Source organism: Candidatus Cloacimonadota bacterium, from assembly GCA_034661015.1.
Lineage (GTDB): Bacteria > Cloacimonadota > Cloacimonadia > JGIOTU-2 > JGIOTU-2 > JAYEKN01.
In genome coordinates this window covers 1-16129 of record JAYEKN010000134.1, presented here as the reverse complement: position 1 = coordinate 16129, position 16129 = coordinate 1, and the positions used below count along the sequence as shown (strand labels likewise).

Here is a 16129-nt window from a genome sequence, read left to right as displayed (position 1 = left end):
ATTTCGCTGTGCAGTAGGATATTTTACTCCAAAATTGTTTTAATTTTTTAAGGACTTAAATTTGGAGTGAAATATCATAGACCCTATTTTTTTTTAGATCAAAATTAGTTGATATTTCTTTAATCGCTTGTTTTTTGGAAAAACCATCCTTAATTTTTTCAATAAGCATGAATCGAATTTTTTCATCAGTTAATATTTTTTCTTCTGCTCCGTGAAGGAGTATCACAAATTCTCCCTTCAGGTTTTTTTCATTAAGTTTAGATAGAACCTCGTTTATACGTCCTCGGAAAAAAGTTTCATAAATTTTTGTGAGCTCTTTTGCTACAACTATCCGGCGGTTGCCAAAAATTGTTTGGAAATTTGTTAAAGTTTTTATAATTCTATTTGGAGATTCGTAAAAAATCAGAGTCTGCCGGAGGTGTTTTATGGAATGAAGAAATTTGATTTGTTTGCCGGTTGTTCTGGGTAAGAATCCAAAAAACGTAAATGAATCGGTTGATAAACCACTACCGGAAAGAGCTGTAAGAAAAGCAGCGGGACCGGGTAAGGGAATAACTTCAATTCCTTCCTTCAATGCTTCATCCACGATAATTTTGCAAGGATCGGATATACCCGGAGTGCCGGCATCAGTAATTACCGCCACGTTTTCGCCAGCGTTCAATTTTTTTAGCAATGTTTTTATACGGGCTCGTTCATTGAATTTGTGATAACTTATCATCGGAGTATGGATGTTATAATGTTTGAGAAGCACCTCTGAAGTTCTAGTGTCTTCTGCAGCTATAAGCGATACTTTTTTTAGAATTTTTACTGCCTGGAAAGTCATGTCTTCCAGATTCCCAATAGGAGTGGGAACGATGAAGAGATGTCCTTTTTTTATGTTTTTCATATTAAATTGCTTTTAGGTTAAGATTAAAATGCCTATTATTCTTTAGTTTTTTATTTTTCACCTACAGTGAAAATTATTTTTTTTCGTTTCTATCCTATTGTAGCCATTCGGCAACAATAGGTTTTTCTGTATATCCTCTTCGGGGGATGAAATTGAACAATTAATATATAAATTATTTTATCGTTTGGCAATCTTACTGCGATGCAGTTGAATGCAATAAGCTGGGTTTGCTCGTTACTCAAGAAAGAAAACGCAAAATTATATCATTCGCTGAAGGCGATTAATGGTTCTACGAATAACCACCTGCACCCGGAACTCTTTTTTATGTATGAATTTCATCCTAAATTATCCTCAATTCTTTTCCAATTTTTTCAAATGCTGTTGCGGCTTTATCAATTTCTTCTCTGGAATGGGCAGCAGAAATCTGGACACGAATTCTGGCTTGCCCATGTGGAACAATCGGATATGCGAAACCAACTACATAGATCCCCTCTTCCAGTAATTTGTCTGCCATTTTCAATGCAAGTGGAGCGTCATGTAGCATAACTGGAACTATGGCGGTTTTTCCTTGTTTAAGTTCAAACCCTAATTTGCTGATTTTATGTCTGAAATAAATGGTGTTATCAATTACTTTATTTCGCAAATCGGTTTTTGTTGAGATCATTTCAAGAACCTTTAGGGTTGCTCCGACAACTGCGGGGGGAAGTGTGTTTGAAAAAAGGTAAGGGCGAGACCTCTGCCTAAGCATCTCGATGATTTCTTTTCTTCCGGAAGTGCAACCGCCGGATGCTCCTCCAAGAGCTTTTCCAAAAGTGGTAGTGATCAAATCCACCCGCCCCATTACATTGCTAAACTCATGAGTTCCACGTCCGGTTTTACCGATGTAACCGGTTGCATGTGAATCATCAACCATTACCAAAGCGTCATATTTTTCGGCAAGATCGCAGATTGCATTTAGCTTGGCAATATCACCGTCCATAGAGAAAACTCCATCAGTTACGATAAATCTGTATTTTTGTTCTTGCGATTCCTTAAGGCAGCGAATCAAATCTTCCATATTGGAATGTCTGAAACGATATCTTTTTGCTTTGCAAAGTCGAACTCCGTCAATTATTGATGCATGATTTAATTCATCGGATATAATAGCACATTCCTTATCTAAAAGCGGCTCGAAAACGCCTCCGTTAGCATCGAAACAGGCAGCATATAAAATGGTGTCCTCAGTTCCCAAAAACTCGGAAACCTTCTTTTCCAATTGCTTGTGAATTTCCTGTGTTCCGCAGATAAAACGAACTGATGATAACCCGTAGCCCCATTTGTCCATTGTTTTCTTAGCAGCTTCAATAACTTCCGGGTGGTTTGATAAACCAAGATAATTATTGGCACAAAAATTTATTACCCCCCTGCCGGAAGTGGTGGAAATTGTTGCTCCCTGCGGAGTTGTGATAACCCGTTCTGCTTTATATAATCCTTTGTTCTTCAGCTCTTTTAATTTACTTTTTAGATGTTTCTTCATCTTTCCATACATAATTAAACCTCATAATTTTGCTTTTGTAGAAGAATTTAAAGTTGCAGATTTTGTGTCAATATAATTGGAATCTCCCACGTATTTACCGGGTAATATTTCCTTATAATATTTCCTTCTCGGACATGAGAAAAATTTGTGTAACTTGACAGACAAAAGCAATTTCTGATTTTTGAAAGACAAAAAAATAAAATAATATTGGTGGATTTATGGAATATTTTCTTACAGAAGAACAAAAAGAAATAAAAGAAATGGCTCGTCAAGTTGCAGAAGAAAAGATGAAACCTGTGCGTGAAAAATATGATGCTGAGGGGATATTCCCCTGGGACATCGTTAAAGTAATGGCACAAACCGACCTTTTCCGCGTTATGCTTCCCGAAGAATACGAAGGTTTTAGCGGGAAAGTAATGGATCTTGTGATTATGATGGAAGAGTTGAGTAAAGTGGACAGTGGCATCGCCCTTTCCCTTGGTGGAACCGGACTTGGAATTTATCCTATTCTGCTTAATGGTTCAAAAGAGCAAAAAGAGAAGTATCTACCTTCCATAGCTTCCGGCGAGAAACTTGCTGCATTTGCACTTACTGAAGCAAATGCAGGCTCCGATGTGGGTGGAATCCAAACAACAGCCACAAAAGATGGTGATTATTACATTCTGAACGGGACGAAACAATGGATAACAAATGGTGGCGTAGCAGATATATACACGGTTTTTGCTCTTACAAATAAAGCAAAAGGCAGTCGTGGTTCATCTGCATTTATCGTTGAAAAAGGAACCGAAGGTTTTTCTTTTGGAAAAGAGGAAAACAAGATGGGAATTCGTGCTTCCTGCACACGAGAATTGATATTCGAAGATGTGAGAATTCCAAAAGAAAATCTGATTGGTAGAGAAGGAATGGGTTTTATTGTAGCCATGAAAACGTTTGATAAATCGCGTCCAATGGTTGCATCCCAAGCATTGGGAATTGCACAAGGTGCTTTGGATGAAGCGGTAAAATTTTCTAAAGAACGTCATCAATTCGGCAAGCCCATATCCGCATTTCAGGGAATACAATTTATGCTTGCTGATATGGCAATAAAAGTTGAATCCGCTCGCGCGCTTGTTTATGCCACTGCTCGCATGATTGATTCCGGCTCAAAAAAAATTAGCAAAGAATCCGCAATGTGTAAATGCTATGCGTCTGATGTGGCAATGTCGGTTACAACTGATGCTGTGCAGATTTTGGGGGGATCAGGTTATATGAAAGAATATCCGGTAGAAAAAATGATGCGGGATGCAAAAATTACTCAGATATATGAAGGAACAAATCAAATTCAGAGACTAATCATTGCTTCGAATTTATTAAAGGAATATAGATAGTAGAACCTTTTGGAAGTAATTCGGGTTGATGTTGTACGGATGTTGCCAAAAATGCAATAGTCTGGAAGTTCAGCGGTATTTTTTTCCTGTCAATGCTGAAGATATGTAATCCAAATTAGAAAAATATATTATGAATAGCACATTAAGAAATATCATATTAATAATTATTCTGATTGTTTTAGTTGCCTATTTATTAAACGATGGAAAATTTTTTAATTATAACAAATCCCAGAGTGAATCGGTTGCCGAAACAGTTCTCAAAGCCGAAAATTCCCCTTCGTTATTACCGCTACAAGACGCAACACCGAAAGCAAAGAAGAATATCCTTCTGAACTCAAACCGTCAAAATTCCATAACAGATGCTATTGGGCGGATTCAATCTGCCGTAGTTAGTGTGAATGTTGTAAAAACTCAATTGGTTCGCGCAAGTTATCCCGGTTTGTATTTTTTTGATAATTTTTTCCGAGGATTCAATTCGCAAATACGCAAAAGAGAAGTGCAAAATCTTGGCTCGGGAGTGATTGTTAGCAAGGATGGATACATTATTACCAACAATCACGTGGTGGAAGGGGCATCAAAAATAAAGATAATTTTACCGGATGGGCAAGAGTATGATGCTGAATTAGTTGGTTCGGATGCAGTAAATGATATTGCTTTGTTGAAAATAGAAAATCCCACAAGAGATTTACCCTTTGTAGAGCTCGGGGATTCGGATGATATAATTATCGGTGAATGGACAATTGCGATGGGAAATCCATTTGGATTTATTATCAAAGATGCCCAGCCAACCGTTACTGTGGGTGTAATATCTGCGGCAAATAGAAACTTTCATCAGGATAACAAGGTTTACAAAAAAATGATTCAAACAGATGCTGCCATCAATCCGGGAAATAGTGGTGGTCCCCTTTTTAATATTAATGGCAAAGTAATTGGAATAAATACTTTTATTTTCACAAATAGTGGTGGCAGTCTTGGAATTGGTTTTGCCATTCCCATAAATCGTGTAAAAAAAATTGTGGCTGAAATAAAAAAATTCGGAAAAATTCGTCCTATTTGGTTTGGATTTCGCGTTCAGGATATTTCTACTGCTTTGGCAAATCGTCTTGGGCTGAAAACAACTGCGGGCGTGATCGTTACCAATATCGAAAAAGGTGGTCCGGCAAACCAATCCGGTTTGAAAGAGGGAGATATTATTATCAGCATCAATAATCAGAAGATAGAAAATACAAGTAATGCTGAAATGGCTGTCGCAGATATTAATGTTGGAGAAAAGATTGTCTTAACAGTGATAGAAAATGGGAAGCAGAAAACGATAATCATCAACGCAAAAGAATATAAGAATCGCAGAGGTTCTTTTTTTAAACTTTAAAATCTGCGATATTCTATCATAAAATGTGAGTATTAAAGGAAAAACTTAAATGAAAAACTTAATCCTAAATAATTTTTTTTATCCAACGATTAAATCTAAACCGTGAATCCCCAGCACTCAATCATAAAATCAAAACCGAAAATTTTAGTTGTTGATGACATAATTGCAAAAATTATATCAGGCAAAAATAAATGGCAGAAACCAAGTAATCGGTTATGCGGAAAGAAGTGAAGATGAACAATAAACCGAGTATTTTAATTGTAGATGACAGAAAAGAAAATTTAGTTTCACTGGAAAGGGCTTTGGAAGATCTGGATGTTAATATTATTAAAGCAAGCGGTGGCAATGAAGCACTTCAAAAAATATTGGAATTCGATATAAATCTCGCTATCATAGAAGTAGAATTACCTGAATTAGATGGATACAAAACAGTTCGTATCATGCGTAAATCCACCCGCACAAGACATCTCCCGGTAATTTTTATTTCAGCAATATATTCCGAGTATTATTATAAAACTCACGGTTTGGGAACAGGTGCAGTAGATTTTATTACTTATCCTTTTGATAAAGAATTACTCATTGAAAAGGCAAAAGTGTTGCTGGAACTTGATATTTTTCGGAAAAAATTGGAAGAAGAGATTAGACTTCGTAAATTCGCAGAAAAAAAGCTAAAAAAATCTTTAAGAAAAATGGAAAAACTTGCCCGAAAAGATCTTCTAACAAAACTTTCTACCCGTTGGGATATGATGGAAAAGATTAATTATGAAAAGGATAGAGCCATACGAAGTAAAAAGCCATTTGCATTTATTATGAGTGATATTGATGATTTTAAAAAGATAAATGATAAATATGGACACAACGCAGGTGATTATGTTTTGGAAGGAATCGCAAGGTTGTTCAAAATCGTAAAACGCAAACAGGATGTTGCAGCTCGTTGGGGTGGTGAGGAATTTCTCTTTATGTTACCGGAAACTTCAATGGAAGGTGTGAAAATTTTTGCTGAAAAAATACGTCATAAAATTGAATCTCATGTTTTTGAATACAACGACCATAAAATTCACATCAGTTTAACAATTGGTGTAAGTTTATATGAACCTTCAGAAAATCCCGAAATTTTTGATTGCATTACAAAAGCAGATAAGGCTTTATATCGTGGAAAAGCAGAAGGAAAAAATCGTATTGTCAGCTGATAGTTTTCCGAACTTATCAAATGAAAAAATATTTTTGATTAATTGACTGCTCTTGTGAAGGTTCGGAAAATTGAATATATTTGAAATTATATTTTTTGTGTGGGGAAGTAGCTCAGTGGGAGAGCACAGCGTTCGCAACGCTGGGGTCGAGGGTTCGAGTCCCTTCTTCTCCACCATTTTTCGTTTTTGGCAGTGAGAAAAACGAAAACTATAGAAAAAATATTTAGTTAGATTGTAGCTGATATTTCGGATGAAAAGTCTTAAAAACTGAAAAGAATAGAATTAAGGTTCCTAAAATCAAGAAAAATAAATTATGATTCAAATAGAAAATCTATGCAAATCTTTCAATAAAAGAAAAATCCTAAACGGATTTAATCTGACAATTGAAAAAGGGCAAACTACGGTTATTCTTGGTGAAAGTGGATGCGGAAAAACAATTTTTTTAAAGCATCTGATTGGTTTGCTCCAGCCGGATTCCGGTGAAATATTTTTTGATGGTCAAAGGATGAATGGATTGAGCCGGAAAGATTTTTCAGCAATGCGTAAGCGTATAACTCTGGTTTTTCAGCAATCGGCACTTTTTGATTGGCTTTCAGTTTACGACAATATTGCACTTCCTCTCGCAGAACAAAAAAATATTTCGGGAAAAAAAATTCATACAGAAGTAACAAAGTATTTGAAAATTGTGGGATTAACGGGTGAAGAGAATAAAATGCCGGAAGAACTAAGCATCGGCATGCAAAAAAGAGTTAGTATTGCCCGAGCTCTCATTTTTAATCCCGAGTATATTCTTTTTGACGAACCCACAACAGGCTTAGATCCAATCATCGCACATAATATTCTCAGGTTGTTTGAAAAATTGAAGAAATTGAATACAACCATCCTGATTGTTTCGCATGACATCGGTGTAGTATTCAAAATCGCAGATAAAGTCGCAATGATGAAAGACGGAAAAATTGTTTTTGAAGGTTCAGTTGCGGATTTTGAAAATTCTTCTGAAACTTATCTGAAAAAATTTCAGGTAAGATAAATAAATTATTTTCTAAATTGAACGATTGCATACCCATCTCGTTACCCAATCCCGCTTGGGAACGAAAATCGCTCTATTTAAAACTAATTTTAATCTGTTTTTCTTGTAATAAAAATGTGGGAAACAACATTTTGTAAAAAAAATCAGGATATATTTTATGAATAAAAAAAAATATGAAATAATTGTAGGGATCATCGTTGTAGTTGCCATAATTTTTGTAGTCATTGGGAAATCAATGTTTTCCGATAAACAAAAAAGGCGGGAATACTACGAAATAAATGTGAGATTTACAGAAGTCGGTGGTTTGGAACAGGGGAGCGAAGTCCTTGTAAATGGAGTTCGAGCCGGAAATGTTGATTCGATTGATCTTAAAAATAACCACGTTTCTGTTAAAATTGCACTTCAAAAAGGCATAGGAATCTTTGCTAATGCCGAGATAGCTGTTCGTGAATATGGGCTGATGGGGTCGAGAAGAATTGAAATCCGTCAACAATATTCAAAGCAAAAGATTGATTTGAGCCATTCTTTGCAAGGTATTTATATGCCCGGTTTACACGAAACTATTTCCAATATTAACAGTACAATAAACAATCTGAACAAAGTCGTAAAATTAATTAATCCTAAAAAATTAGACGAATTTGGAACAATTCTTTCAAGAACAGATAAGTTGATTTTTGATTTGAATTCGATTTTTTCGAGAAACGGGCAATTTAGTCTTTCATTAAGGAAATTTGATAAATTGTGTTTTAATGCGGATTCTGTAATTAGCAAAACAGGGCTGGAATTGAATCAAATTTCAAGTTTTATCGTTTCGCAACTTCCGGAAGTAGCGAAATTGCTGAGACGAATGAACAACACTTTTGAAGCAATCAACAAGAAAAAATCAAATTTTGAACGTTTTACTTCCAACGATTCACTTTATATAAAAACTTATGAAACTTTAAACGATCTTGATTCGTTGATAATTGATATAAAGGAGAATCCAAAAAATTATTTTAGATTGTTTTAATCAAACATATTTTCAGAATTTTATTTTGGAATATTATAACTTAAAGGAGTTCCTACAATGAAAAAAATATCTCTTGCGATAAGCCTGTTTGTAATTCTGTTTTCCACACAAATTTATGCCTTCGGGAAAAATAAAATTAATAATCAAAAGATTGAGTGGTCAACATTAAAAACTACTCATTTCGATATCCATTATGAGAAAGGTCTTGATTTCATTGGGGAGACAACAACCTTGATCATTGAGGATGCCTATTATAGATACCAGAAATTATTTGAATTTTCGCTTCCGGAAAGAGTTCCGGTGGTTATCTATAACTCCCATAATAAATTTGAAGAAACCAATACCCTTTTACAATTGATTGGTGAAGGCACTGGAGGTTTTACAGAATTTATTAAAAATCGAGTGGTAGTTCCATTTGACGGATCGTACAAAAGGTTTGAATTAACAATTGCTCACGAACTGACACACGTGTTCTGTTTTTATACAATGCAAGGAGGGAGCATCAAAAACTTTGCTTCGGGAATGTTCTTTTCTATGCCGTTGTGGTTTTCAGAGGGAATTGCTGAATTTTGTTCGATCCACGGTTCTGATTTTAATGATATGTATATGCTGAATCTTGTGATAAATGATAATCTCATTCCTTTGGAAAGAGTCGGTGGATATGCAGCCTATCGGGAGGGTGAATCGTTTTTGCTTTTCCTTGAATCAAGATTTGGCACAGATAGTGTCTTTGAATTTATGTATAATTTCAAGGTTTATAAATCCATTGATGAGTCTGCAAAGAAAACTTTTAATATTTCGTTTGAAGATTTGCAAGATGAGTGGCGAGTGTATTTGCAAAAAAGATATTCGGAAAAAATTGTGAACAACGAAATTCCCAGCCGAAATTTTCAACAGTTAACAAAATCGAAAAAATTGGATGAGGGAAATAACTTCAATCCTGTTTTTTCTCCGAATGGCTCAGACATTTTATATTATACAAATCACCTTTTTACTACTGATATCTACAGACGCTCAACATTAGATTTGTATAAACCAAAGAAAATTGTTCAATCCGGTTTTCGTGGAAAATACGAAAATTTTCACTATATGAAAAGTTCCATTTCCTATTTTCCGGATGGGGAAAAATTCGCCTTTGTTATAAAAACTACTACCGGAGATGTAATCTCGATTTGTGAATCAAAGAAGGGAGAAGAAATTCAGAGAATCAAATTAGATTTTGACAGTATTTTTGAAATAGATGTTTCACCTGATGGAGAAAAAATAGTCCTTGTGGGATTGGTAAAGGCAAAAAATGATTTGTACATTTACAATTTGAAAACTAAAACAATTTCAAGATTAACAAACGATTATTATGACGACAGATATCCTCGCTGGTCTTCGGATGGTAAAAAAATTGTTTTTTCCTCTCATCGTTTTGTGAATAAAATATTCAAACCTCAAGATAAAAAATATCTTTTCTCCAACCTTTCATATAATATATTTTTATATGATGTGGAAAAAGGTTCACTTAGTGCAGTAACAAACGAAAGATTTGATAATATCTATCCAACTTGGAGTTCGGACGACAGTTGTCTGGTTTATACTTCGTATAGGGATGGCATAGCAAATTTGTATGCCTATGATTTTAAGAAAAAGGGATTTGCTCAATTATCGAAAAATTTCTGTGGGAGTTTTTGTCCGGATATTTCAAATGAAAATGGTGATTTGATTTTCTCTGCATTTTACAAAAATGGCTGGAACTTATATCTGAGTGGAAATCCTTTGGATAGCCTTGAATATTATGAGCATTCAGATTTGACGTTAGTGGACAAATTTCCTTTCTCGCAAACTTTTCAGATTGATAATTTCAAAAGATTTTACCCAGAGAAAAGTACTTTTGCGAAATATCAACATGATTCTCGAAAAAGCAATATGATTCCCCAGCACTTTCCAGAAAATGATAGTATTGAAGCAAAGCCACCCAAGAATGCGAAAAAAGCTCCCCCAAAAGAAAACTATCATTTGAAATTCACTCCCGATTTTATTTTCGGTGGTTTGGCGTACGATTCTGCTTATGGACTTTCGGCTCAGCTGTATCTTGCGATGAGTGACTTGCTTGGCAATCATCATATCAGCATAATCAGCGATATGAACAAATCAATCGAAAATAGTAATATCTTGATAGATTATTATTTTCTGAAAAATCGGATGGATTACGGCGTTGGAATTTTTAATCTTGTCAATGATTATTACTATTTGAATACATTTCAGGATGAATCAGGGCAAATTTATGACGGGAAAAAGGAAGAACGCCAAACCGGATTTCATACATTATTTAGTTATCCCGTCAGCCAGTTCAATCGTTTCGATTTTTATAATTCTGTTTATTATTGGCAAAAAAAATGGTATTATTGGAATAATGAGTGGATTCATATTCCGCAAGAAAATTTAAATAGTTATTTTAGGGATGACAAATCTTACATTTATTCCAGCAGTTTGTTTTTTACGCATGATACATCCATTTGGGGCTATACAGGCCCCATTCGCGGAAGTAGAACAAGTTTTGGCTTTGAAAAAAGTTTTGGGGATGATAATAATTATTTAAACATTTATTCTGATTTCAGAAAATATATTCCGATTTCCTTAGATTATCAATTTGCAGGGAGATGGTTTGCCGGTTTCAGCACCGGGCAAGATAAGGGTGATTTTATTTTAGGAGGATATTACAATTTGAGAGGTTATTTACAAGAGGAATTCTTGGGAAATAATATTTCCTTTGCATCTGTCGAGTTTCGCTATCCGTTTATAAAAAACATGCAATTCGGGTTTCCTCTTCCGCTCTGGATCAGTAATGTTCGGGGAGCGATTTTTGCTGATGCGGGAAGAGTCTGGGATAAAATCGCTGAATTGGAAAATAGTGATATTAACGAAACAAAATTGGGATATGGTTGGGGAACTCGAATGAATATGGGCTATTTTGTTCTGAAATTTGATTGGGCTTATCGGGCAGATTTGTCAATATATCATCAGAAACCAAAATTTTATTTTTCGTTAAATGCTGAATTTTAATGTTTTGCAACAATGTAGACCATGAGTCTCTTTGTGTTTGTGAAAAAAAGCAAAAATGAAAAAAACAGGTTCAGTAAACTATAATTTATCACTTACATTTTCTATGAAAAAATATTTATTACTGATTTTTTTTCTTCTGCTTTCCTGTTGCTCACACAAATACTTTTCAACCCAGATTGATAAATTCAATTATCAGTCCCAGCAGAGAAAATTGGAAAAAATTCAAAATCTGATTGAGAACCACAAATTCACAAAAGCTCAAAAAGAAGCAGAGCAATATATAAAAAGTTATCCGCAGAAACTCATCGGGTATGAACTTTTTTCTGGAATATTAAATCAAATCGAAACACCTGAAACAGAAATTAGTACATATAAATTTCATTTCATAAATGATCTATCAGAATCTAATATGCCGGATAGCCTTGTCCTGCAAGTGAAATACATCTTTCAAACAAGTGAGCCCGACTCCATAAACAAAGAACTGGCTGACTCAATTATTATAAAATACCCACATTGTCAAATAGCAAATTATTCCGCTCAAGAAAAAATATTTGAGATAGTAGTGGAAAGAAATGATTCTGTGCGGGTGGTTGATCTAAACAAATTCATCAAGAAATTTCCTGAAAACAAATGGACTGCCCTTGCCTGGAAATACCTTTTATATTCGTATAAAGAAATTGGTGAAAAAAGCAAACTGGATTCGGTTCTTAATAAAGTCAAAAAGGAGTATCCGCACTCTCCCAAGATGATTAACCTTGTTGCCTCATATTATGCAAAATCAGGAATCGAGTTAGAATATTATATGAATGAATTGGAGAAAATAATTGCTCAGATTGACTCTTCTCACCAAAATGAATATTTCAACTTTTTCACAAACAAATCCAAAGATGAATTACTAATTGATTATTATTTTACTCTCAGCAACATTTTGTATAAAGAGGAACAATATGAAAAGGTTCACGATCTTGCTCGAAAAATTGGAGACTTGAAACTCAGCACACGATTGTTGTTCATTTTCGGAAAAGCCGAGTATGCTCTGGACAACAAAGCAAGAGCCTTTACCTTTTTGCTTGATGCTGTAGTAAAGGGTGATGAAAGAAATCACTGGACGCCCAAAGCGGATTCTCTTTTACAGAAAATTTATCTCGAATTCTCCGAAAATGGGGACGAGTTCAGAGAGTTCGCTTGCTTGTGGGGTAATTATCGATATGGAGATTTTTATCAACCGCCACTTTTTATAGATATTACAGCAGAGGCGGGATTATCAGAATACAAAAAAGCACGAATCGCCTGGGGAGATTATAATAATGACGGATTTGATGATTTGCTTTTAAACGGAAATGTTTTGCTCAAAAACAATACTGATGGAACTTTTTCGGATGTGAGTAAAATTTCCGGATTGGATAAAGGGAAAACCAATGGTGGGGTCTGGGCTGATTTTGATCGAGATGGTTTTCTTGATATTTTTTCTACATCTTCAAATTCAAACAAGGATGATATTCTTTGGAAAAATATCGGGGAAGGCTCATTTTTGGATATTACGATTGACACGCCCCTTGCAGACACATTGCAAACGGAAGGAGCTGCTTGGGGTGATTTCAATAGCGATTTGTATCCGGATCTATGCGTGGCAAATTATGAGAAATGGGGAAAAATTGACGGTGAACAAGATTTTCTCTACTTGAATAAAAAAGGCGGATATTTTGAGGATGTTACAACTCAGCAAAAAATAATTCCTCCTTTTGGAGAAAATCAAGCAGGTAGGGGAGTTAATTGGGGAGATTTTAACAACGATGGTTTTCTTGATATTTTTGTATCTAATTATCGCTTGGACAAAAATTTTCTTTGGCAAAATTATAAAGGAAAATTTTTTTCTAATGTTGCAAAAGAAATTGGAGTAGAGGGAAAATATACTGATGGCTGGTATGGACATACGATTGGTTCGGAGTGGGGGGATTTCGATAATGACGGTGATTTGGATCTGATTTGTGCGAATCTTGCTCATCCGCGTTATATTGATTTCTCAGACATGACAATGCTTTATGAGAATAAAATTAAGGAAAAAAGATTTTATAATATCCGGGAAAATGCAGGAATTTCATACGATGAATGCCACAGCGATCCGTCTTGGTGTGATGTAAACGGTGATGGTTTTCTTGATTTATTCATTACCTCCATTTATCCAAATCGGAGAAGTTATCTCTACTTGAATAACGGGGATAAAACCTTTACAGATATTACGTATTTTTCGGGTGTTAGAACTTTTAACTCTTGGGGAGCAGCTTTTTCGGACTTTGATAATGATGGTGACCCGGACCTTCTCGTTTGTAGTAACGATGGAATTCATCTTTTTAGAAACGATACGGAAATTGCAAATTGGTTAAAAATTCAGGTTTTATATCCGAATGGGAAAACACCAATAATTGGCACACGAGTGGAGGTTGGTCAAAATGAATTAACTCAGATTCGCGAAATAGAAGGCGGAAAGGGAACTACATCTCAACATAGTCAGACCCAGTTTTTTGGATTTCCCAGTAAGCATAATGTTGACATAAAAATACGTTTTTTGGATGGAAAAATTATTAGGCTTTCCAATGAAGAGATAAATAGAACAGTGAAAATTGTGTATTAATGATTTTGCCATATAATTTTTCGGTTTGTATTTAAAAATATATTGGATTTTAAATCAAAATTTTCCAAAGTGATTGACAAAGATTGATAAAAAAAATATTTCAACAACACCAATGACGCTCAATAACGATTGGAGTAAAAATTATGAATGAAAAAAAATATTTACTATTGTTCATTTCAGTTTTGTTTATTCTTTCCGGTTGTGCGAACACAACTTCGAATAATGGACAGGCGGAACCGCAGACTGTAGCAGTACAAGAAATTCAACTTGCCGGACCGATTTCTCATAGAGATGCTGAGATTTCGGGCTTGGTCTGGTTTGGGAATTATCTTATTTTACTTCCTCAATATCCGGACAGATTTGCCGGTGAAAGTGATGGAAAACTTTTTTCTATTGAGCGAAACATTATTTCCGAATATGTCAACCACGTAGATCGGACCCCAATCACACCAGAAGAATTTGAATTTTTTGCTCCGGGATTAAAAGATAGTATTCCCGGTTATGAAGGATTTGAAGCAATCGGTATTTGGGGGAACAAGATTTTTCTCACTATTGAAGCATCTCCTGATTCTATGCGGGGTTATCTTATCAGCGGAGAGATCAACGGAGCGGAAAACATTATAACGATGGATATGAGTAGCCTTGCTCAAATTCCTTTGCAACAGCAAATTCCAAATGCTTCGGATGAAACTGTTTTGGTTACGCAGGATAGAGTTATCACAATTTTTGAGGGAAATGGCATGAATATCAATCCTTCCCCGATTGCCCATGTTTTTGACCACAATTTACAACTGCTGGAAAATATCCCGTTTCCTCACATTGAATATCGAATAACGGATGCTACAGATTTGAACGGTGAAAATAAATTTTGGGCTATAAATTACTATTACCCGGGTGATAAAAAGACATACAAACCTAATTTTCCGCAAAGTAAAGATACCAAAAAATTACACAATTTAAAAACAAATACGCCGGTAGAACAATTTATCCAATTGCAATATACCGGAAACTCTATTGAATTAACCGAACTTGAACCTATTGAATTGCAGCTATTACCTTCCGGTGATGCCAGGAATTGGGAGGGAATAGTCCGTCTTAATGAAACCGGATTTCTTATCGCCACCGATAAGTATCCACAAACAATTTTTGGTTTTGTAGAAAAACCATGATTGACAATTATAAATGTATAGGAGACTAAAATGACGATTAAGGAAAAAATTTATGCTTGGTTAGATGAACATCCGGAAGAATTGACGAAAACCGGATGGGGTGCGAATGAGGAATTACGCAAAGCATTTCCTCAGGTAAATCGCAAAACGGTTTCTATGTATAAGAATCATTATAAGAAAGAATTGGACGCTAAAGTAAAAGTTCCCAAACCGCAGATCGAACCGGAAAAATCAAACGAAGAAGTTGAAAAACAGAACCAAGAAGATTCAGAAGAAGTAAAGAAAGAAATTTTGGAGAAAAAAGTAGAAGAGAAAAAAAATCAACCGGAAGTGGAAGAGACAGGTTTTGTTATAAAAAAAGAAATATTACTTGTAGTAATCCCGCTGATATTATTTATAATCTGGCTAATCGGAAGACCAAAAAAATAATTTCACAAATTTATTTAGAGTCCATTCGTAAAGTAGCCTTTTCGAGACGTCACGGACCATTCCGTGACGAATTGAAAGAATTATACATTAAGTTAATTGGTGTTATATTTGTGAGTTGGAAAAACTTAAGTCAATTTCAAAAAAACGGAACTTAACTCAAGATTTTCCTTTACGGACAGACTATACTTAGAGTCAATCCGTAAACTGGCATATCAAGTAAAATATATTCTTCATCCTTTTTACAACTCATCCCCTAACCCCTTCTCTTCAAAGAGAAGGGGAACTTTTATCTCCCTCTCTCCGCCAGCTGGCGGAAGGGTCGGGGTGAGGTCGAAAAATAGTACTTTACGACTGGGCACCATTTAGTTACATTTTTTTCTGAAGCTGCAAAATTCGTCGAGCCCTGTCTGCTACCGGTTTGTCAATCATCTTTCTGCCAAGTGAAGCAGTTCCTCTTCCTAGCTTTTCGGCTTCTTCAAGT

The 16129-nt window shown here is 35.2% G+C and carries 11 protein-coding genes and 1 tRNA gene; 10 read left to right on the top strand and 2 right to left on the bottom strand.

Features of this window, described 5'->3' with window-relative positions; genetic code table 11:
• Positions 1 to 55 precede the first annotated feature (55 nt).
• Together rsmI and kbl are read right to left on the bottom strand one after the other, a co-directional pair.
• A complete protein-coding gene (gene rsmI, locus U9P79_05475) occupies positions 56 to 886 on the bottom strand; it encodes a 16S rRNA (cytidine(1402)-2'-O)-methyltransferase (protein ID MEA2104077.1) in 831 nt (276 codons plus the stop codon).
• A gap of 340 nt (positions 887 to 1226) precedes the next feature.
• Entirely contained in the window at positions 1227 to 2414 is a 1188-nt protein-coding gene (gene kbl, locus U9P79_05470) for a glycine C-acetyltransferase (protein MEA2104076.1), read from the bottom strand.
• Positions 2415 to 2620: 206 nt separating this feature from the next.
• Between kbl and U9P79_05465 the strand changes: the two genes are divergently transcribed.
• The 10 genes from U9P79_05465 (at position 2621) to U9P79_05420 (ending at position 15648) form a co-directional block, all read left to right on the top strand.
• A complete protein-coding gene (locus U9P79_05465) occupies positions 2621 to 3769 on the top strand; it encodes an acyl-CoA dehydrogenase family protein (GenBank protein MEA2104075.1) in 1149 nt (382 codons plus the stop codon).
• Between the two features lie 130 nt (positions 3770 to 3899).
• Positions 3900 to 5138, top strand: coding sequence for a trypsin-like peptidase domain-containing protein (locus U9P79_05460; GenBank protein ID MEA2104074.1), 1239 nt, complete (start codon positions 3900 to 3902; stop codon positions 5136 to 5138).
• Positions 5139 to 5371: 233 nt separating this feature from the next.
• A complete protein-coding gene (locus U9P79_05455; GenBank protein ID MEA2104073.1) occupies positions 5372 to 6328 on the top strand; it encodes a diguanylate cyclase in 957 nt (318 codons plus the stop codon).
• A 101-nt stretch (positions 6329 to 6429) separates the two neighbouring features.
• A tRNA-Ala gene (locus tag U9P79_05450) sits at positions 6430 to 6504 on the top strand.
• 137 nt (positions 6505 to 6641) lie between these two features.
• Positions 6642 to 7358: an ATP-binding cassette domain-containing protein gene (locus tag U9P79_05445; GenBank protein ID MEA2104072.1), complete on the top strand. Its 717-nt coding sequence runs from the start codon at positions 6642 to 6644 to the stop codon at positions 7356 to 7358.
• Between the two features lie 157 nt (positions 7359 to 7515).
• A complete protein-coding gene (locus U9P79_05440; protein MEA2104071.1) occupies positions 7516 to 8367 on the top strand; it encodes an MlaD family protein in 852 nt (283 codons plus the stop codon).
• 57 nt (positions 8368 to 8424) lie between these two features.
• Positions 8425 to 11418 carry a hypothetical protein gene (locus U9P79_05435; GenBank protein ID MEA2104070.1) on the top strand — a complete coding sequence of 998 codons (2994 nt, stop codon included), beginning with the start codon at positions 8425 to 8427 and terminating at the stop codon, positions 11416 to 11418.
• A 211-nt stretch (positions 11419 to 11629) separates the two neighbouring features.
• Positions 11630 to 14050, top strand: coding sequence for a CRTAC1 family protein (locus tag U9P79_05430; protein MEA2104069.1), 2421 nt, complete (start codon positions 11630 to 11632; stop codon positions 14048 to 14050).
• 143 nt (positions 14051 to 14193) lie between these two features.
• Positions 14194 to 15219: a hypothetical protein gene (locus tag U9P79_05425; protein MEA2104068.1), complete on the top strand. Its 1026-nt coding sequence runs from the start codon at positions 14194 to 14196 to the stop codon at positions 15217 to 15219.
• A gap of 30 nt (positions 15220 to 15249) precedes the next feature.
• On the top strand, positions 15250 to 15648 hold the full coding sequence (locus tag U9P79_05420; protein MEA2104067.1) for a hypothetical protein: 399 nt from the start codon (positions 15250 to 15252) through the stop codon (positions 15646 to 15648).
• Positions 15649 to 16129: the final 481 nt, after the last annotated feature.

What these genes read in the sequence shown, in the direction of transcription:
- U9P79_05425 (MEA2104068.1), top strand. Translation starts at nt 14,194, where the DNA reads ATGAATGAAAAAAAATATTTACTATTGTTCATTTCAGTTTTGTTTATT.
- U9P79_05465 (MEA2104075.1), top strand. Translation starts at nt 2,621, where the DNA reads ATGGAATATTTTCTTACAGAAGAACAAAAAGAAATAAAAGAAATGGCT.
- U9P79_05440 (MEA2104071.1), top strand. Translation starts at nt 7,516, where the DNA reads ATGAATAAAAAAAAATATGAAATAATTGTAGGGATCATCGTTGTAGTT.
- U9P79_05445 (MEA2104072.1), top strand. Translation starts at nt 6,642, where the DNA reads ATGATTCAAATAGAAAATCTATGCAAATCTTTCAATAAAAGAAAAATC.
- U9P79_05420 (MEA2104067.1), top strand. Translation starts at nt 15,250, where the DNA reads ATGACGATTAAGGAAAAAATTTATGCTTGGTTAGATGAACATCCGGAA.
- rsmI (MEA2104077.1), bottom strand. Translation starts at nt 886, where the DNA reads ATGAAAAACATAAAAAAAGGACATCTCTTCATCGTTCCCACTCCTATT.
- U9P79_05435 (MEA2104070.1), top strand. Translation starts at nt 8,425, where the DNA reads ATGAAAAAAATATCTCTTGCGATAAGCCTGTTTGTAATTCTGTTTTCC.
- U9P79_05460 (MEA2104074.1), top strand. Translation starts at nt 3,900, where the DNA reads ATGAATAGCACATTAAGAAATATCATATTAATAATTATTCTGATTGTT.
- kbl (MEA2104076.1), bottom strand. Translation starts at nt 2,414, where the DNA reads ATGTATGGAAAGATGAAGAAACATCTAAAAAGTAAATTAAAAGAGCTG.
- U9P79_05455 (MEA2104073.1), top strand. Translation starts at nt 5,372, where the DNA reads ATGAACAATAAACCGAGTATTTTAATTGTAGATGACAGAAAAGAAAAT.